At 57.8% G+C, this 17,484-nt stretch carries 16 protein-coding genes; 11 read left to right on the top strand and 5 right to left on the bottom strand.

What is annotated here, in order from left to right; all coding sequences use genetic code 11:
* The first annotated feature begins 18 nt into the window (after positions 1–18).
* The 9 genes from O3299_RS14220 (at position 19) to O3299_RS14180 (ending at position 8,560) form a co-directional block, all read left to right on the top strand.
* A complete protein-coding gene (locus O3299_RS14220) occupies positions 19–918 on the top strand; it encodes a DUF4123 domain-containing protein (protein WP_305062542.1) in 900 nt (299 codons plus the stop codon).
* The gene (locus O3299_RS14215) at positions 915–1,535 is read left to right on the top strand and encodes a DUF3304 domain-containing protein (RefSeq protein WP_305052912.1); all 621 of its coding nucleotides are present in this window, start codon (positions 915–917) and stop codon (positions 1,533–1,535) included. Before O3299_RS14220 ends, O3299_RS14215 begins: the two co-directional genes overlap by 4 nt.
* Positions 1,532–3,655 carry a DUF2235 domain-containing protein gene (locus O3299_RS14210; protein WP_305052911.1) on the top strand — a complete coding sequence of 708 codons (2,124 nt, stop codon included), beginning with the start codon at positions 1,532–1,534 and terminating at the stop codon, positions 3,653–3,655. The genes O3299_RS14215 and O3299_RS14210 overlap by 4 nt, the downstream gene beginning before the upstream one ends.
* Positions 3,656–3,680: 25 nt before the next feature.
* The gene (locus O3299_RS14205) at positions 3,681–4,196 is read left to right on the top strand and encodes a hypothetical protein (protein ID WP_305062541.1); all 516 of its coding nucleotides are present in this window, start codon (positions 3,681–3,683) and stop codon (positions 4,194–4,196) included.
* A 40-nt stretch (positions 4,197–4,236) separates the two neighbouring features.
* A complete protein-coding gene (locus O3299_RS14200; RefSeq protein WP_180278710.1) occupies positions 4,237–4,692 on the top strand; it encodes a DUF3304 domain-containing protein in 456 nt (151 codons plus the stop codon).
* A gap of 146 nt (positions 4,693–4,838) precedes the next feature.
* Positions 4,839–5,294, top strand: a complete 456-nt coding sequence (locus O3299_RS14195) for a DUF3304 domain-containing protein (RefSeq protein WP_099666891.1) — start codon at positions 4,839–4,841, stop codon at positions 5,292–5,294.
* Complete coding sequence (locus O3299_RS14190; RefSeq protein WP_305062540.1) at positions 5,230–7,470, top strand: DUF2235 domain-containing protein; 2,241 nt, start codon at positions 5,230–5,232, stop codon at positions 7,468–7,470. The genes O3299_RS14195 and O3299_RS14190 overlap by 65 nt, the downstream gene beginning before the upstream one ends.
* A gap of 38 nt (positions 7,471–7,508) precedes the next feature.
* Positions 7,509–7,961 carry a DUF3304 domain-containing protein gene (locus tag O3299_RS14185; protein WP_251350339.1) on the top strand — a complete coding sequence of 151 codons (453 nt, stop codon included), beginning with the start codon at positions 7,509–7,511 and terminating at the stop codon, positions 7,959–7,961.
* A 146-nt stretch (positions 7,962–8,107) separates the two neighbouring features.
* On the top strand, positions 8,108–8,560 hold the full coding sequence (locus tag O3299_RS14180) for a DUF3304 domain-containing protein (RefSeq protein WP_099666894.1): 453 nt from the start codon (positions 8,108–8,110) through the stop codon (positions 8,558–8,560).
* Positions 8,561–8,611: 51 nt separating this feature from the next.
* On the opposite strand, the gene O3299_RS14175 is transcribed toward O3299_RS14180, so the two are convergent.
* The 3 genes from O3299_RS14175 to O3299_RS14165 all read right to left on the bottom strand — a co-directional run bounded on the left by O3299_RS14175 (position 8,612) and on the right by O3299_RS14165 (position 11,505).
* The gene (locus O3299_RS14175) at positions 8,612–9,466 is read right to left on the bottom strand and encodes an SIS domain-containing protein (protein WP_034750862.1); all 855 of its coding nucleotides are present in this window, start codon (positions 9,464–9,466) and stop codon (positions 8,612–8,614) included.
* Between the two features lie 131 nt (positions 9,467–9,597).
* Complete coding sequence (zwf, locus tag O3299_RS14170; RefSeq protein WP_034750861.1) at positions 9,598–11,070, bottom strand: glucose-6-phosphate dehydrogenase; 1,473 nt, start codon at positions 11,068–11,070, stop codon at positions 9,598–9,600.
* Between the two features lie 96 nt (positions 11,071–11,166).
* Positions 11,167–11,505 (bottom strand): hypothetical protein, encoded by a 339-nt coding sequence (locus tag O3299_RS14165; protein WP_305062539.1) that lies wholly within the window; start codon positions 11,503–11,505, stop codon positions 11,167–11,169.
* A 126-nt stretch (positions 11,506–11,631) separates the two neighbouring features.
* Between O3299_RS14165 and O3299_RS14160 the strand changes: the two genes are divergently transcribed.
* A complete protein-coding gene (locus O3299_RS14160; protein ID WP_070281275.1) occupies positions 11,632–12,585 on the top strand; it encodes a chemotaxis protein in 954 nt (317 codons plus the stop codon).
* Between the two features lie 71 nt (positions 12,586–12,656).
* Here O3299_RS14160 and O3299_RS14155 read toward each other — a convergent pair whose 3' ends face one another.
* A complete protein-coding gene (locus tag O3299_RS14155) occupies positions 12,657–13,553 on the bottom strand; it encodes an SMP-30/gluconolactonase/LRE family protein (protein ID WP_305062538.1) in 897 nt (298 codons plus the stop codon).
* Between the two features lie 14 nt (positions 13,554–13,567).
* The gene (pgi, locus tag O3299_RS14150; protein WP_305062537.1) at positions 13,568–15,232 is read right to left on the bottom strand and encodes a glucose-6-phosphate isomerase; all 1,665 of its coding nucleotides are present in this window, start codon (positions 15,230–15,232) and stop codon (positions 13,568–13,570) included.
* A 336-nt stretch (positions 15,233–15,568) separates the two neighbouring features.
* Here pgi and edd point away from each other — a divergent pair, with 336 nt between their 5' ends.
* Entirely contained in the window at positions 15,569–17,482 is a 1,914-nt protein-coding gene (edd, locus tag O3299_RS14145) for a phosphogluconate dehydratase (RefSeq protein WP_305052904.1), read from the top strand.
* Positions 17,483–17,484 lie beyond the last annotated feature (2 nt).

Here is a 17,484-nt window from a genome sequence, read left to right as displayed (position 1 = left end):
GAATAGGTGAGTATTAATATGTTTCCCGCAGATTGGAAAGCATCATTGCACACGCGCTTGCAGGCGTTTCGCTGCCAATTTCCCGATGCGCATATTTATGCGCTGGTCGATGGTGTTTTTGACGAGTCGTGTTATCCATTGCTTAAGCGTGCGCAGCACCTGCAATATGAGTTGCTGTTTGCCGGTACGCCATGTGCTGATGAAGAAACTTTGACAGTTTCTCCGCTGCTGGTTGAGTTTCGCGATGCAGGTCGTTTTACTTGGGAACGACTGCTTGAGAAAGCCAATGGTCATCCGGCGCTCAGTTTGATTGTCACGCCGGAGCCGTTGAAACAACTGGCGGCCCGTTTGGCGCCATGGTGCATTGTTGACGCCGCCGACTATACGGTGGCATTGTCGTTTGCCGATACCCGCATTTTGCCGCAGCTTTTCAAGATATTGACGGCGCAGCAGTTGGGCCAGTTTTGCGGACCGGCACACCATTGGCAATATGTCACGCGCAACGGCGATTGGGATGACTTGACCTTGCCTGGTGAGGCGCTTCCGGCGGCGGTTGGCATATCGTTAAGCGAGCAGCAATGCGCTCAACTGATGCGCGCGGCGGAAGGCGACGGTATCCTGTTCCAAGTGCGCGCGACTAGCCCTCGCTTGTTAGAGCCCCATACTGCAGAACACGCCCATGCCTTGGTCGAATATTGGCTGGATTGTGCCGATCATGCACGGCTCGAAGCACCGCCAGATCGATTTGACGTATGTATATTTGGCCTCGAAAATCCAGGCCTGCAAGCACGGCCGCAACTTGCGTCCTGGCTAGCTGAACCTGCACAGGCACAAATGCCAGCTGCATTGTTTGAACTATGGCTAGCAGAGCAATCCTCTGTCGATGTGTCGACGTTATCGGTGGAGACAAAGTCATGATTGTCTTGTTCAGGCAGAGGCTGTGGCGATGCCTCTTGCTGGCCGCATGTTTACCCGGCATCGCCATGGCCGCGAGCATTCAGGCGCTGAATTATTCTTCGCGCGAAGTCGATTACATCGCGGTTGAAAATCCTGGCAATACCAACAGCGGCGGCGGTGGCGATTCGATCCGTCCATACGGGCAGGGCGGATCGATATGCTGTTTCAGCGTGCCGGAAAAGTGGCATGCGGATTTGAAGGTGGTGGTGGTCTATCAGTTGTCCCCGGACCCGACCTTTCATCGCGAGACGGTCAGTGTTCCACCGTATCCGGATGGGAAGGCGGGCGATATCTGGCTGATCGTCTATGAAGATGGCAGCGTTGGCGCCGTGGTGTCGCTTTACGGACCGAGCCGACCGGAGTGGCCGGGAAAAATCAAGGGGTATCCGGTGCCGACGAAGGAGTATCGGGATGAGCGCCGCAAGCAGAAATTGAATAGAGAAAAAGCTAGCTTACTTACGCTGGAAAGAGGACTGTTGCTTAGAGGGAATTCTTTGCCAGATGAGAAGGTAAAGGAGATTCAGGAAATCATTGAGTTTCAGAAAAAAGTCATCCAAAGCTTGGAAGGAAATCCATGACTGCTTTTTTAGCCAAAAGCTATTCTGTTGATAAAAATGATCCGTCTGACAGAGATGGATTTTTTGATGAAGTTAATGAATTGCCAAAGATTTTTGAGTTTATTAGAGATCGTGAATGCCCACTTCCCGGTTTCCCACCGCCATGTGATGTCAATCTGTTTTTCGGCTTCTTTTTCGATGGCACTAATAATAATATGAAACGGGATCTGGCATTTCATTCGCATAGTAATGTGGCACGTTTGTATCACGCATTTCCCGGTGGTAAAGACACGCATGGCAGCGATGCCTGGCCGGACTTGGAAACAAAATACCACAAGAGTTATTTTCGCACCTACGTCCCCGGGGTCGGCACACGCTTCGACGAGGTTGGCGATACGGGCGAGGGATTTAGCATCCTCAGCAGCGACCGGGCGCGCGGTCTGGCTTTTGCCTACAAGGGCGAGAATCGCATCATCTGGGCATTGGTGGAAGCACTCAATAATGTGCACAGATATTATACCGATGCTCCTTTGGTGGACGATAAATTGTTTAAAGAGGGCTTCAATACGCTCAGTTTGCCCAGCAAAGTGCAGCCTTCACCTGCATTGGAGAACGCTTTTACGCAAGCTTTGCAAAAGTTGCACAGCAATTTGCGGCCATTTGTACCGGTTCGGGCGCCGGGGAAAGACGCCAAGAAAGGCAGGGTGATCAATATTTTCGTGTCGATGTTCGGTTTTTCGCGCGGCGCGGCCGAAGCGCGCGCGTTTGCCAACTGGTTTATCTGGTTATGCCAGCTAGATGCGCAACTATGCAACCAGGCTGCGCAACTGGCCGTTATCAAGGACTTCAAGGAGCGTAAGTTAAGTATTGGCACCATTGAGGTGACGTTTGACTTTATGGGTCTGTTCGATACCGTCGCTTCGGTTGGCTTGGCGGCTTCAGCACCCCTCCTGAACGTGGTGGTGGACGGACATGGTGGCTGGGCCGACACCGAAGTGTCGCTCAAAATACCCACGGCACCGGGGCCAAGCAAGTGCCTGCATCTGGTCTCGGCGCATGAAGTGCGCCGGTCTTTTCCCTTGGACTCCGTTGCTCACCTGGGCAATATTCCCGCCAATTGCACGGAAATTGTTTTTCCTGGCGTTCACTCGGACATCGGAGGCGGCTATTTGCCGCAAGAACAAGGGCGCGGTACAGATCCAAGCGGAGGCGACTTGATGTCGCGCATTACGTTGGCCACGATGTACCGGGCGGCGCGCGTGGCTGGGGTGCCGCTGAAGCTGGAAGAGGCCAGTGAAAAGACGAAGCGGGCCTTTCGCATCGATCCGCGCACAATAGCCACCTTCAATGCGTATATCGGCTTTTGCCATGCGCAGCAAGGAGCTGAGCCATCATTGCGGCTCCATAGGGTCATGGAATTCCAGCACATGCTGTACATACAGTGGCGCAAGAAAGTGCTAGGCAAGATGGGAGATTTGCCGAATGTCAAGAATCTGGCAACAAGCTATAAAAGCGGGAAATTCGATTTTACTGATCTCACGATGGCGGACAAAGAGCTGGAGGAAGAGGTTGCAAGCTTTGAGAAGTGGCGCATCGATCAGCGCACGAGCAACAGTAGAGGGCAACCCCGTAATCCCGAATGGAAACCTATCGCCGAATTTTGGGACAAACCGGCGCTACCTGCCGAAGTAAGCAATTTTTTTGAACAGTTCGTACATGACTCGCGCGCGTGGTTCAAACCGCTGGGGAAAGACATTCCCGACTTGTGGTATGCGCTGGAATTGCTTGTGGCGCAGGAAGAGCGAGCCCGTGACTGGGAGAGCGGACCGGATGCCGACCCTGGTAAACCCAATCCCTATAATTTGAGCAAGGCTGAAAAAGAGCAATTGCTGCGATACAAAGCGGTCAAAGGCACCGAAAATGAAATGGATGCGATCGAGCCGGACAAGGGCGGACGCGAGAGCAAACTCATGGGCGGTGGCTACTTGCGTTTCCGGCGGATTTACATGGGATCGGATAGCTTCAAGCCGACGGGTGCTCAGTATGCGGGCATGCTGCCTGTTTTGCACAAGGAACAGCGCGGTATCGCGATGGCCCATCACAGATCTGCCGATGCGGTGGAGCAAGCGAAGACGGTGTAAGGCAAGCTAAGTCATTGAGCTACCCGTGCGCTGGGCTGATACGCGCACATTGCCGGCCTTGCTGGCGGCCTTGACGCAAACCCAATATGCGCATTTGCTGAGCCCCATCTACCGCTGGTGGTCGCTGCGGCGCGATGGTTCCCTGATCAGTTGGCAGGGCGAGGCGCTGCCCAGTCCCGTTCCGGCGGAGTTTGACAAGTTCCCCCTCAGTGACGCCGCCTTCGCAGCCCTGGTGGATACCGCCGAAGCCGATGCCATCCTGGCCAATCTGCATGATGTGCAGCCGGACCTGTTTCATTCCGGCACCCCGGCCGAGTGCCACGCGCGCGTGGCGCGTCATTTGCTTGTGGCAAACGCCAGCGGCATCGAGGCGGCGGGTCAGCGTCAGCATTTCAGCGCCCTGGCCTTGATGCTGGCCGACGATTTTACCGTGCATCCGGCGATGGCCAGCCTGTTGCGGCGTACGCGCCAAGGTGCGAATTACCTCTCCGAACTCGACACGCTGCCCGACGATTTCTGGCAGGCGCGCTCGGCTGCCTAGCCTTGCTCCCTCAACTGCTCACTTTTATAAAAGGAAAATCATGAAATGGATTATTTATCTTGGCACCGCCTTGCTGCTGAGCGGTTGCGCCCTCAAGACCAGGCAGGTTGAGCAAGTCGGCCCAAGTCCTACCGCGACAGCGCAGGTGGGTATTGTCAACCATACGGGGAAATATATTTATTCCGCATCGGTGGATGGGGCCGGAGGCGCCAACATGGCCAGGTGGGGGGCGGGGGGGGCAGAAATCTGTTGCGCCTCTATCCCGAGAGTGTGGTATCCGGGAATGAAAGTCCTGGTGCGTTGGAATATGCCTGAAGGGCATACCGACGTTATCAAAGAAAAAATGGTGGAAGTGGAAAAATACGATGAAACGGGAAGTATTTATATCCATTTTTTTCCAGACGATGAAGTTCGGGTTGTGGTTTCAATTTATCCCGGATATAGCACTGCTCATCCGATACGCCACTATGGAAAACCGGAAAATATCAATCCTTAGAGGTTTATTTCGATTAATGAAACTCCACTCTTGCACATTTTCCTGGTTTTTCTTAAACCATTTGCGACGCGTGGGAGTTCTATGTTTTCTATTGTCACGTGTGGCAGTAAAATGAAAAATGGCGTGGCATTTTTTATAAGGTGCAAATGATGAAATGGATTATTTATCTTGGTGCGGCCTTGCTGCTGAACGGCTGCGCCTTCAAGGCCCGGCAGGTTGAGGACGTCAATCCAAGTCCTACCGCGACGGCGCAGGTGGGTATTGTCAACCATACGGGGAAGTATATTTATTCCGCGTCAGTGGATGGAGCGGGAGGCGCCAATATGGCCAGGTGGGGAGCGGGGGGAGCTGATGTTTGCTGTGCTTCTATTCCTCGGGTATGGTATCCGGGAATGATGGTTCGGGTGCGATGGGATATGCCGGAAGAACATACGCATATTGTCAAAGAAAAAATGGTTGAAGTGGAAAAATACGATGAACCAGGGGATATCTATATGCATTTCTTCCCCAATGATGAGGTGAGAGTCGTCGTGTCAAATGCTGGAGGGGGGGCAAAAACTCATCCTATTCTTCACTCCGGAAAACCTGCCAATATTCCTTGATATTATGATCAGTGAAACTCCCCATTCCGCGCCGTTTCCCGTCGGTTTTTTTTTAAAGCCGTTGACGAAAGAGCAATCCGAAATTGCCAAGGAGGCATGTGAAAAGAAAGATGGCGCGCCGTGCAGTATTCCAGTGAGGGTTGGACTTTTCTTTGATGGAACCAATAATAATCTGGAGCGCGATAGGAATGGGGTTAGGACAGGTGTGCTCGATCCAAGAACAAAAAAGCCCATTCCTATAGCTAATGTTGTGGTCGACCCCAATAGTGCCAGCCATAGCAATGTGGCGCGGCTATTTTCGAGTTTTCCCTCGAATAAACGGGGTGCGGGATATTTTCGAAATTATATTCCTGGCGTGGGAACGCCATTTAAGGAAATTGGTGAATTGACTGAATCGGACGAGGGGAAGGCTTTTGCCAAAGGAGGGCAGCCGCGTATTATCTGGGGCTTATTGCAGGTTTTAAATGCAATTCATCGAACGGTTTATGGAGATGAAACTCCATTATATAAATCAGATAAGGCTGGCGAACTTGCCCGTACTTATGATAATGCCGTAGGCCACAAAAAGGTGCCGCATCCCTCAACCGGCAGGGAGCGCTTCATGACCCACTCGGACTGGTTCGCTGAGCATATTGAAAAACTCAAAGTGGCGGTGGCGGCACAACCCAAGCCGCATATTCCATCGCTGACCTTGTCGGTGTTCGGTTTTTCGCGTGGCGCCGCCGAGGCGGTGGCATTCTGCCAGCTGTTTGCCGATTTGCTCACGCCGGGCAAAGGTGAGGGGCAGGAGTTTGCCGGCATTCCGGCCAGCATCGATTTTCTTGGCGTATTCGACACGGTGGCAACCGTGGGCAGTTCGGCGTCTGTCGCGAAAACCACGATCGCGCCTGGCGCGATGTTCGATGGCCATTGGGCCTGGGCCAATGAATTGCTCAAGCCGCTGCCTCGCTGCGTTCAGGCAGGCTTGCATTGCATTGCCACGCATGAGCAGCGCATGAATTTCCCCGTTACACGCTTGGAAGGGAAAATCGAGGAAGTGTATTTTCCTGGCGTGCACTCCGACGTGGGAGGCGGCTATGGTCCGGGCGAGCAGGGAAAGGGACGCGGCGGACAAGCAGCCTTGTTGTCGCAAATTCCGCTGGCGCATATGTTCAAGGAGGCGCGCCTCAAGGGAGTGCCTTTGATACCGTTCAGCGAACTGGAGGCAACGGACCGAGATGATTTCCAGGTCAGTCAAGAGCTTGCCAAGGCATGGGAAGCATATACCGCCGAGCTTAACAAGCAAGGCGCCTTGCTGAGCAAGCATATGGAGCTGTATTACCGCTGGCGCGCCGTGCGCGTCAAGACCCTGGAAGCCACGGCCAGCTTCAAGGCGGCCAACGCGCAGGAGCGGGAGGATCTGGGTTCCTACAACCGTTTGCTGGCGGGCGATCTGGAAGCGCTGCGCGCACGCAAAGCCTTTCGTCATGGCGATGAGGATAAACCGTTCAGCGCCCGGGATATTGCGCGCATCAATCACTGGCAATACTATCGCGCGCAAAATCATACACCGCTGGATGACTGGGAAGCTTGGGCGCTCGACATATTCGATCACCCAAAACCACTGCCGCCCGAAGTGATGCGTTTTTTTGACGACTATGTACACGATTCCCTGGCCGGATTCTATATGGCGGGCGAAGTGACGGAATACGATAAACGGGCCAAGATCGCCTCGTTCGCCGATAAACCGCCTGAAGAAGGCTTTTATAAACGCGCGTATGAACTGAGCCGAAAGACCGAAGTTGCGCAATTGAAACAGAAGAATGGCGAAGCATTGACGCCGGAAGAGGACGCACTGGTCAAGGAAGCGCAGTACGGCACCCCCTACCCAATCCGTACGGATGCCGACAGCGCCGACATGCGCAGTGCGGTGATCACCACGCAAACCTATACGCGTCGCGAGGGTGGCGGCTATATCTTGCGCCGTGGCTACTACCCGCAAAGCGGCTTTTTCCGGAAAAGCGTGCACGAGAAGGAATTGCAACGCATGCCGACGGCCGGCATCCAGGCGGAAGAAACACCCGAAAAATTCGTGTGGAGTGAAAACTTAACACAGGATATTGCGCAAGCCAAAGCCGATGAAGAGATTTACCTGGCGCAGCAGCGCTATGCAATGCGGATCGAGGCGCTCGCATAGGGCGTGATTTCAGCGCGGCTGGAGCCGAAAGGAAAATCATGAAATGGATTATTTATCTTGGCACTGCTTTGCTGCTGAGCGGCTGTGCGTTCACGGCCAAGCAGGTTGAGGACGCCGGCTCAAGTGCTACCGCGACGGCGCAGGTGGGTATTGTCAACCATACGGGGAAGTATATTTACTCCGCATCGGTGGATGGGGCAGGAGGCGCCAATATGGCCAGATGGGGAGCGGGAGGAGCCGAGGTTTGCTGCGCATCCATCCCGCGGGTATGGTATGCGGGGATGATGGTTCTAGTGCGGTGGGATATGCCGGAAGAGCATACGCATATTGTCAAAGAAAAAATGGTGGAAGTGGAAAAATACGATGAGCCCGGGGATATCTATATGCATTTCTTCCCCGATGACGGGGTGAGAGTGGTTGTGTCAAATGTGGACGGCGATAGTAAAAACCATCCTATTCTTCATTCTGGAAAGCCTGCCAATCTTCCTTGATAGGATGATCGATAAAAATTTCTTTTCTGGACCGATTCCCATCACTTTTTCTTGAGGCATTCAAGCGTGGGCAGTCCCCTATTTTTATTGCCGTATGTGGCAGTGAAGTAGAAAAACCACGTGGTATTTTTTGCAAGGTGAAAATTATGAAATGGATTATTTATCTTGGCACTGCCCTGCTGCTGAGCGGCTGTGCCCTCAAGGCCAGGCAGGTCGAGGAAGCCCGCCCAAGTCCTACCGCGACGGCGCAGGTGGGTATTGTGAACCATACCGGGAATTTTATTTACTCCGCGTCGGTGGATGGAGCCGGAGGCGCGGATATGGCGAGATGGGGGGCGGGAGGAGCAGAAATCTGTTGCGCCTCTATCCCGAGAGTGTGGTATCCCAGAATGATGGTTCGGGTGCGGTGGGATATGCCGGATGGACTACAGCATATTATTAAAGAAAAAATGGTGGAAGTGGAAAAATATGATAGGCCAGGAGATATCTATATGCATTTTTTTGAAAATGACGAGGTGAGAGTGGTTGTGTCAAATGTGGATGGCGATAGTAAAATTCATCCTATTCTTCATTCCGGAAAACCGGCTGATATGCCTTGATGCCTGTCGCACAAAGCAGAGGCTCCAGCGAGGCTGGAGCCGATGGGGGGATCAGCCGATGAAGGAGTCGAACTGCATGTCGAATTCCTGCAGCGCCTTCTGCGCGTTCTGCATCTTCTTGCGGAATTCCGGTCCCCGTTGCAGGGCCAGGCCCACGGCCAGTACGTCGATCACCACCAGGTAGGCCAGGCGGGCAGAAATCGGGGTGTAGGGGTCGGTGTTGAAGACCAGGTCGATCGGGATCAGGACGGTCGCCAGGTCGGCCAGCGGCGTGCCCGATGGGGCCAGCACGACGACGTCGGCGCCGCCGCGGCGCGCCAGTTTCACGGAGCGGACCAGGGCGGGGCTGTTGCCGCGCTGCGAGATCGCCACCAGGCAGTCGCCGCCGCGCAGCAGGGCTGCCGCGATGCTGTGGATGTTCGGGTCGCTGTACGCCACCGTCGGCACGCCCGAGCGGAAGAACTTGTGCTGCGCGTCGGCCGCCACGATGCCCGACGTACCCTGGCCATAGAATTCGATCTTGCTGGCGCGCGACAGGATGTCGAGCGCGCGCTGGATCGCTTCCGGGTTCAGGTTGTTGCGCAGGTCGAGCAGGGTGTTGATCGAGCGGCTGCAGATTTTATTCACGAGGTCGGCAGCCAGGTCGTCCTGCGCCGGCTGCTCGTTCGCGCCCGGCATGGCCAGGGCCAGACCCTGCGCCAGCTTCAGCTTGAATTCATGCCAGCCGTCGTAGCCCAGGGTGCGGCAAAAGCGCACCACGGTCGGTTCCGACACCTGTGCGCTTTTCGCCAGCGCCGTGATGTTCTGGCTGACCGTCTGGTTCGGCTGGTCAAGCACGGCCAGCGCGACCTTCTTCTCCGACTTGGAGAGCGAATCGAGCTGGGTGCGGATGGAGTCAAGCAGCATCAGGGTAATCTTCTGGGTTAGTTTTCGGGAACTCGGGGACTGGCAACGGTGAAGCAGGGAATTCGTGGAGCACCGCTCCACGCCTGCGTAACGGTCTGGCCTTGCAAGGCCAGACTCCTTGCGCTTCCAAACTAGTCTTCAGGAAGCGCCTCTTCACGCCACTGCAAGCCATCGCGGCCGATCAGGGCGCTGGCGGCCGCGGGGCCCCAGGTGCCGGCCGTGTAGGGAATCGGCGCGCTGTCGTTCTGTTCCCAGTTGTCGAGAATCGGCTCGACCCATTCCCAGGCCGCTTCCAGTTCGTCGCCGCGCATGAACAGGGTCAGCTGGCCGCGCAGGACGTCGAGCAGCAGGCGCTCGTAGGCGTCCATGCGCGGGGTCTTGAACGATTCGCGGAAATCGAGTTCCAGTTCCGCCGGTTTCAGGCGCATGCCGTCGCCCGGGGTTTTCGCCATCAGGTTCATGCGCAAGCCTTCGTCCGGCTGCAAGCGGATCACCAGGCAGTTCGGCTGGAAGCTGGACGTCGGCTGGTTGAAGATCGAGTGCGGAATCTGCTTGAAGCGCACGACGATCTCGGCCAGGCTGTCAGCCATGCGCTTGCCCGTGCGCAGGTAGAACGGCACGCCGGCCCAGCGCCAGGTGTCGATTTCCGCCTTCAGGGCAACGAAGGTTTCGGTGCGCGAGTGTTCCGGCGCGTCCGGCTCGTCGCGGTAGCTCGGCACGGTGGCGCCATCGACGTGGCCGGCGCGGTACTGGCCGCGCACGATGTTCTGCGCCAGGGTAGTGGGCGTGAATTTTTTCAGCGAGCGCAACACTTGCAGTTTTTCATCGCGCACGGCGTCCGGCGCGATCGAGGTCGGCGGCTCCATGGCGACGATGCACAGCAGTTGCAGCAAGTGGTTTTGCAGCATGTCGCGCAGCGCGCCCGAGGTGTCGTAGTAACCCATGCGGTTGCCCACGCCCAGCTTTTCGGCGATGGTGATCTGCACGTCGGAAATCCATTCGCGGCGCCACAGCGGTTCGAACAGGATGTTGCCGAAGCGCAGGGCCAGCAAGTTCTGCACGGTTTCCTTGCCCAGGTAATGGTCGATGCGGTAGATCTGCGATTCCTGGAAGACCTTGCCCACTTCGGCATTGATCTGCTTGGCGCTGGCCAGGTCGCGGCCCAGCGGTTTTTCCAGGACCACGCGCGAATTCGGCGTCACCAGGCCGTTGTCTTCCAGGTTGTCGCAGATGAGGGCGAACAAATGCGGCGGCGTCGCCAGGTAGTACACGCGCGTCAGGTCGGCATCGCCGCGCAGCGCTTCGACCAGCGGCGCGTACGTGGCCGCATCGCTGGCGTTGAGCGACACATACACGATGCGCGCGCAGAATTTGCTCCAGGTGGCGGCATTCAGGGTGCTGGCCTTGATGTGGGGACGCGAGTTGGTCTCTACCATTTTCAGGAAAGCATCCTGGCCGCTGTCCTGGCGGCCCACACAGATGATGCGCGCCGTCGGCGGCAAATCGTTCGCGACGTCGCGCGCATACATTGCAGGCAACAACTTGCGCATTGCTAAATCGCCGCTGCCGCCAAACAGGACCAGGTCAAAATCGGTAAGTGCCATAAGTGAGTGTCGTCGCAAAAGTAAAAGGGCCGGAGCGGGGAGGAAGCCGACCGGAAGTGCCAGTCTGTCGCTACTATAATCGATGGTGTAAATTTACTACGTAGAACAGGCAATTGCAAGAAATTTTACTACATTCCCTCCGCTGCCGTCGCCATTTTGCCCGGTATGCATGCCAGCGATGTCGGCCTGGCCATTATATGCCGTTCGCCGGCGTCGGCGCAGCGTCCTGCTTTTCATTGGCTTTTCAAAGCAACCATGGTTGCCAGGGAAATTTTCGATTCTCTCCATCATCATTTGCGCTGTAGCAACAAGCAAATCAAGAAATACTGTCAGGATCGCTGTTGGCAGCGTAAAGTAGCTTTGAAGAAAGTAAAAAACCGTATAATTCAAGCTCGAATCGATAGCAACTATTGGTTGTAAGAAATTGTACGACATACACTGCACCGCTAGCGCCGGCCATGCCCCGAACCCGCCATCCGACGTCCATGCGACGTGCAGTCCGCACTGTCCGCAGCATCAGGGCAGGCGACTTAACTTTACAAGACGGCTCAAGGGGACACAATGAATTCAATGCAGCAAGATGTCGATGAACGCACCAGCCTGACAGGCAATAACAAATTCGAACTGTTCCTGTTCAAGCTGGGCACCAGTGATCACTCGACCAGCCGCGAACTATTCGGCATCAATGTGTTCAAAGTCCGTGAAATCATGGAAATGCCGGCCATCACGGCCGTGGCCGGTTCGCACCCCCACATGTTGGGCGTGGTCAACATCCGTGGCCAGATCGTGCCCGTGATCGACTTGCCGATGGCGGTCGGCTGCAAGAGCAATGGTTTGAAGATCCTGATGGTGACCGAATTTGCCCGCTCGACACAGGCGTTTGCCGTGGAAGAGGTCGATGAAATCGTGCGCCTGGAATGGAATCAGGTGCTGTCGGCCGAATCGAGCGTCGGCGGCGGCCTCGTCACCAGCATCGCGCGCCTCGATGGCGACACGGACAAGACGCGTCTGGCCCAAGTGCTTGACGTGGAACAAATCCTGCGCAACGTGCTGCCGTCGGGTGACCCGGACGTGGACGAGAACAGCATCGGCCCGCAAGTGCGCTTGCCGGCCGGCGCCGTGATCCTCGCGGCCGACGATTCCTCGCTGGCCCGCTCGCTGATCGAGAAGGGCCTCGAAGCGATGGGCGTGCCTTTCATCATGACCAAGACGGGCAAGGAAGCGTGGGAGCGCCTGCAGGCGATCTCGGCCCAGGCCGCCACGGAAGGCAAGACGGCGAAAGACAAGGTCGCGCTGGTGCTGACCGACCTGGAAATGCCGGAAATGGATGGCTTTACCCTGACGCGCAACATCAAGAACGATGGCCGCTTCGCCAACATCCCCGTGGTGATCCACTCGTCGCTGACGGGCTCGACCAACGAAGACCACGTCAAGGGCGTGGGCGCCGATGGTTATGTCGCCAAGTTTGTGGCGGCTGAACTGGCGGAGACGATCCGTAAAGTGCTGGCGCGCTGATTCGCGCGCTCGCATGTGAAAAAGCGCCGGTACCCGCGAGGGTCCGGCGCTTTTTTTATGCGGGCAAACGATTACGCCTGATACAGGTGTTCCGGCTGTCCCGCCACGTCCACACGCACGGACAGCACGTGGCCGCTCAAAGGGTGGTTGGCAATTTCCTCGGCCGAGCGGTTATGGCTGGCGCTGGTGATGTACAAGGTGCGCAGGTCCGGGCCGCCGAACGTCACCATGGTGGGGCAGCGCACAGGCACGGCGATTTCGCCCAGCAAATGGCCATCGGGGGCGAAGCGCAAGATCTTGCCGCCTTCAAACATGGCCGACCAGTAATTGCCCTCGCTGTCGACGGCCGCGCCATCGGGGCGCCCGCCGTAATCAAAGGCTTTCTTGTCCGTGGAAAAACGCTGGAATGGTTGCGGCGCGGAAATGACTCCACTCGCCGCGTCGAAATCGAAGCGGTCGATGCGGTGCGTGGTGGTATCCGAGTGGTACATGGTGCGCTTGTCCGGGGAAAATCCCAGGCCGTTCGATACGGTCATGCCGCCCGACCAGACCTTGCGCACATGGCCCTTTTCCAGCACGAACATTTCTGCCGCATCGGCGTTGCGCGGCTCGAAAATCGTGCCGACCCAGAAGCGGCCGGCAGGGTCGACCTTGCCATCGTTGAAGCGCGTGGTGGCCATGTCGAACGGCGCCGGGGCGATTTCCGCCAGGCTGCCCGTCTTCGTGTCGAGGTGGGCAAAGCCGCTGCGCAAGGCCACGATCAGGCCGCCGCCCGCGTTGATGGCCAGCGCCGACGGTTCCGTCGGCATGCTCCACTGTTCATGCTTGCCGCTGGCGGGGTGCAGGCGGTGCACGGCGCGGCCATCGATGTCGACCCAGTACAGGGCCGCTTCCTTGCCATGCCATAGCGGGCATTCGCCCACTTGCATGGCTTTGTCGCTGACTACCTTGATCTCGTAAATATTCATAAACCTCAATTAAGTTAATACGCTGCCTTGGCGGCTTTCGCCAGGGCAATCAAGCCATTGGTCGAGCTGTCGTGATGGTCGGGACGGGCTTCGCCCGTCAGTTCGGCCTGGATTTTCTTGGCCAGTACCTTGCCCAGTTCCACGCCCCACTGATCAAAACTGTTGACATTCCACAAGACGCCCTGCACGAAGGTCTTGTGTTCGTACAGCGCGATCAGGGCGCCCAGGGTGGTCGGGGTCAGCTGATCCATCAAAATGGTATTGCTGGGGCGGTTGCCGGGGAACGTCTTGTGCGGCACCAGCGCTTCGATCTCGCTGTCCGGCAAGCCTTGCGCCTGCAAGTCAAGACGCACTTCCTCGCCCGTCTTGCCCGTCATGAAGGCTTCCGACTGGGCAAAGCAGTTCGCCAGCAGGGCGTCGTGGTGGCCGGGCAAATCGTGCGTGGCGCGCAGGGCGGCGATGAAGTCGATGGGCGTGATGTCGGTGCCCTGGTGCAGCAGCTGGAAATACGCGTGCTGCGCATTCGTGCCGCAATCGCCCCAGATGACGGGGCCGGTCGGCACGCCGACGGGCACGCCATCCTTGGTGACGCGCTTGCCGTTGCTTTCCATGTCCAACTGTTGCAGATAGGCAGCAAAGCGGCTCAAGTCCTGGTGGTAAGGCGCGATGGAAACGGAGCCGCAATCGAGGAACTGGCGGTTCCAGAAGCCCACCATGGCCAGCACCACGGGCATGTTCTGTTCCAGTGGGGCCTGGCGGAAGTGCTGGTCCATCGCATGCGCGCCGGCGAGGAAATCGCTGAAGTATTCAAAGCCGACGGACAGCGCCACGGCCAGGCCGATCGACGACCAGACGGAATAGCGGCCGCCGACCCAGTCCCAGAACGGGAACATGTTGTCCGGGGAAATGCCGAAGTTGACGATGGCTTGCGTGTTGGTCGAGACGGCCACAAAATGCTTGGCCAAGTCGCTTTCTTCGCCTTCGAGCAGGAACCAGGCGCGCGCCGTGTTGGCGTTAAGCATCGTTTCAGCCGTAACAAAAGTTTTCGAGGCGACGATGAACAGGGTCGTTTCCGGATCGACTTTCGACAGGGTTGCTTCCATGTCGTGCCCGTCGACGTTGGAAACAAAGTGCATTTCCAGGCCCGGGTTGGCGTAGGAACGCAGCGCCAGGCACGCCATTTTCGGGCCCAGGTCCGAGCCGCCGATGCCGATGTTGACGATGTCGCAAATCGGCTTGCCCGTGTAGCCGAGCCAGCTGCCATTGCGCACCTTGTCCGTAAACGCCTTGACGCGTTGCAGCACATCTTGCACGTCGGCATCGATATCCTGGCCATCGACCACCAGCTTCGTGCCGCGCGGCGCGCGCAAGGCGGTATGCAGAACGGCCCGATGTTCGGTAAGATTGATTTTCTCGCCAGTGAACATGGCTTCGCGCTGCGCTTCCACGCCGCGCTCGCGGGCCAGTTCCATCAGCAGGCCCATGGCGGTGGCGTCGACCCGGTTCTTCGAGTAATCGAGCAGCAGGCCGGCCGCATCCACCGTCATGCTGGCAAAGCGCGCGGGGTCGGCCGCGAACAACTGGCGCAGATGCACGTCGCGCAGGCTGGCGCTGTGCGCTTGCAGGGACTGGAAACTGGCGGTGGCGGTGATGGCAGGAGTAGGTGCTGGCTGGCGCATGGCGGTCGGCTTGGGTGCTTGTCTCGGTTGAAAGGAGCGCGGCGCGTTCGGGGTGGCGAACTGCGGATCCGGCGTTGATGTGAGAATAATACATCAGAAAAACGTAATTTCACTACAGTTTGTGATGCGAAGCTGATTTTGTTGTGCTTTTTTTAGCGATTGCGCCAGTGGTATACAAGAGAGGAGTTGGCCGGTGCTGATACGCGATATTGCCCGGGTTTGCTTTGATACGCCGCAATCCGTGGCTTATTTGTGTTGTTGGCCCATGCAAGAGTGCTTCTTCTTCGTCATTTTGTAGTAAAATTTCACGAAATACTCATTTTTAAGGAAATCCATATGGCGCTGCATCCAGTAGTCGAATCCGTAACAGCGCGCATCATCGCGCGCAGCCGGCCATCGCGCGGCGCCTATCTGGCGCACCTGGATGCTGCCCGCATCCAGGGCGTGCAGCGCGGCGCCCTGTCGTGCACCAACCTGGCGCACGGCTTTGCCGCCTTTCCCGCCAACGACAAGCTGTCGCTGAAGGAATACAAGAAGCCGTCCGTGGCGATCGTTTCCTCGTACAACGACATGCTGTCGGCGCACCAGCCGTTTGAAGGCTTCCCGCAGATTATCAAGCAAGCCGTGCGCGAAGTGGGCGCTGTTGCCCAGTTCGCCGGCGGCGTGCCCGCCATGTGTGATGGCGTGACGCAAGGCCAGCCGGGCATGGAACTGTCGCTGTTCTCGCGCGACACCATCGCCATGTCGACGGCCGTGGCGCTGTCGCACAATATGTTCGACTCGGCCCTGTACCTGGGCGTGTGCGACAAGATCGTGCCGGGCCTGTTGATCGGCGCGCTGCACTTCGGCCACTTGCCGGCCGTCTTCGTGCCGGCCGGTCCGATGACATCGGGCCTGTCGAACCAGGAAAAAGCCAAGGTGCGCCAACTGTATGCCCAAGGCAAGGCCACGCGCGAAGACTTGCTCGAAGGCGAGTCGAAAGCCTACCACGGCGCCGGCACCTGTACCTTCTACGGTACGGCGAACAGCAACCAGATGCTGATGGAAGTGATGGGCCTGCATTTGCCGGGCGCTGCCTTCATCACGCCGAATACGCCGCTGCGCGATGCGCTGACCGCCGCCGCCGCCCAGCGCGCCGCCGGCATCACGGCGCAAAGCGCCAATTACTTGCCAGTCGGCCATATTGTCGACGAGAAATGTATCGTCAACGCCGTCGTGGGCTTGCTGGCCACGGGCGGTTCGACCAACCATACCTTGCACCTGGTGGCCATCGCCAAGGCGGCCGGCATCGTCATCGACTGGAACGATTTCAACGAGCTGTCGGCCATCGTGCCGATGCTCACGCGCATCTACCCGAACGGCGACGCCGACGTGAACCATTTCCACGCGGCCGGCGGCACGGGTTACCTGATCCGCGAACTGCTGGACGCGGGCTTGCTGCACGAAGACGTCAACACCATCCTGGGCCACGGTTTGCGCGCGCACTGCATGGAGCCGTTCCTGGGCGAAGACGGCAAGGTCTTCTGGAAAGATGCACCGGCTGCCAGCGCCGACGAAAGCGTGCTGCGTCCGGCTTCGAACCCGTTCGCGCCGGACGGCGGCATGGTATTGGTCGCGGGTAACCTGGGCCGCGCCGTGATGAAGGTCTCGGCCGTCAAGCCGCAGCACCGCACGGTGGAAGCGCCTGCCCTGGTGTTCAATTCGCAGGAAGATTTCATGGCCGCCTACAAGGCGGGATCGCTGGACCGCGACTTCGTCGCCGTGCTGCGCTTCCAGGGCCCGCGCGCCAACGGCATGCCGGAATTGCATGCGCTGACGCCGGCGCTGGCCAACCTGCAGGATGCGGGCCGCCACGTGGCGCTGGTCACCGACGGCCGCATGTCGGGCGCGTCGGGCAAGGTGCCGGCCGCCATCCACGTCTCGCCTGAAATCCTCGCTGGCGGCCCGCTGGGCCTGGTGCGCGACGGTGACATCATCCGCCTCGACGCCTTCACGGGCGTGCTCGAAGCGCTGGTGCCGGCCGACGTCTGGCATGCCCGTTCGCTGGTCACTGCCGACCTGTCGCCGAACCACATCGGCATGGGCCGCGAGCTGTTTTCCATGTTCCGTTCCACCGTCAGCGCGGCGGAAGAGGGTGCCACCACCTTCGGCCTGCCGTCGCCGATTCCCACCACCGTCGCCTTGCACGACGCCGACAATGTCGGTGATACCGTACCGGGTTCCGATGAAGACTTTTTGGCTAGGAAATAAGA

The organism is Janthinobacterium sp. SUN176 (assembly GCF_030587335.1).
Classification (GTDB): domain Bacteria; phylum Pseudomonadota; class Gammaproteobacteria; order Burkholderiales; family Burkholderiaceae_D; genus Janthinobacterium; species Janthinobacterium kumbetense.
The sequence above is the reverse complement of the archived record's forward strand: the minus strand, read 5'-3'. Positions and strand labels throughout refer to the sequence as shown.

Coding starts and splice junctions, on each gene's coding strand:
- O3299_RS14220 (WP_305062542.1), top strand. CDS start 19: ATGTTTCCCGCAGATTGGAAAGCATCATTGCACACGCGCTTGCAGGCG.
- O3299_RS14215 (WP_305052912.1), top strand. CDS start 915: ATGATTGTCTTGTTCAGGCAGAGGCTGTGGCGATGCCTCTTGCTGGCC.
- O3299_RS14210 (WP_305052911.1), top strand. CDS start 1,532: ATGACTGCTTTTTTAGCCAAAAGCTATTCTGTTGATAAAAATGATCCG.
- O3299_RS14200 (WP_180278710.1), top strand. CDS start 4,237: ATGAAATGGATTATTTATCTTGGCACCGCCTTGCTGCTGAGCGGTTGC.
- O3299_RS14195 (WP_099666891.1), top strand. CDS start 4,839: ATGATGAAATGGATTATTTATCTTGGTGCGGCCTTGCTGCTGAACGGC.
- O3299_RS14190 (WP_305062540.1), top strand. CDS start 5,230: ATGCTGGAGGGGGGGCAAAAACTCATCCTATTCTTCACTCCGGAAAAC.
- O3299_RS14185 (WP_251350339.1), top strand. CDS start 7,509: ATGAAATGGATTATTTATCTTGGCACTGCTTTGCTGCTGAGCGGCTGT.
- O3299_RS14180 (WP_099666894.1), top strand. CDS start 8,108: ATGAAATGGATTATTTATCTTGGCACTGCCCTGCTGCTGAGCGGCTGT.
- O3299_RS14175 (WP_034750862.1), bottom strand. CDS start 9,466: ATGCTGCTTGACTCCATCCGCACCCAGCTCGATTCGCTCTCCAAGTCG.
- zwf (WP_034750861.1), bottom strand. CDS start 11,070: ATGGCACTTACCGATTTTGACCTGGTCCTGTTTGGCGGCAGCGGCGAT.
- O3299_RS14165 (WP_305062539.1), bottom strand. CDS start 11,505: ATGTCGTACAATTTCTTACAACCAATAGTTGCTATCGATTCGAGCTTG.
- O3299_RS14160 (WP_070281275.1), top strand. CDS start 11,632: ATGAATTCAATGCAGCAAGATGTCGATGAACGCACCAGCCTGACAGGC.
- O3299_RS14155 (WP_305062538.1), bottom strand. CDS start 13,553: ATGAATATTTACGAGATCAAGGTAGTCAGCGACAAAGCCATGCAAGTG.
- pgi (WP_305062537.1), bottom strand. CDS start 15,232: ATGCGCCAGCCAGCACCTACTCCTGCCATCACCGCCACCGCCAGTTTC.
- edd (WP_305052904.1), top strand. CDS start 15,569: ATGGCGCTGCATCCAGTAGTCGAATCCGTAACAGCGCGCATCATCGCG.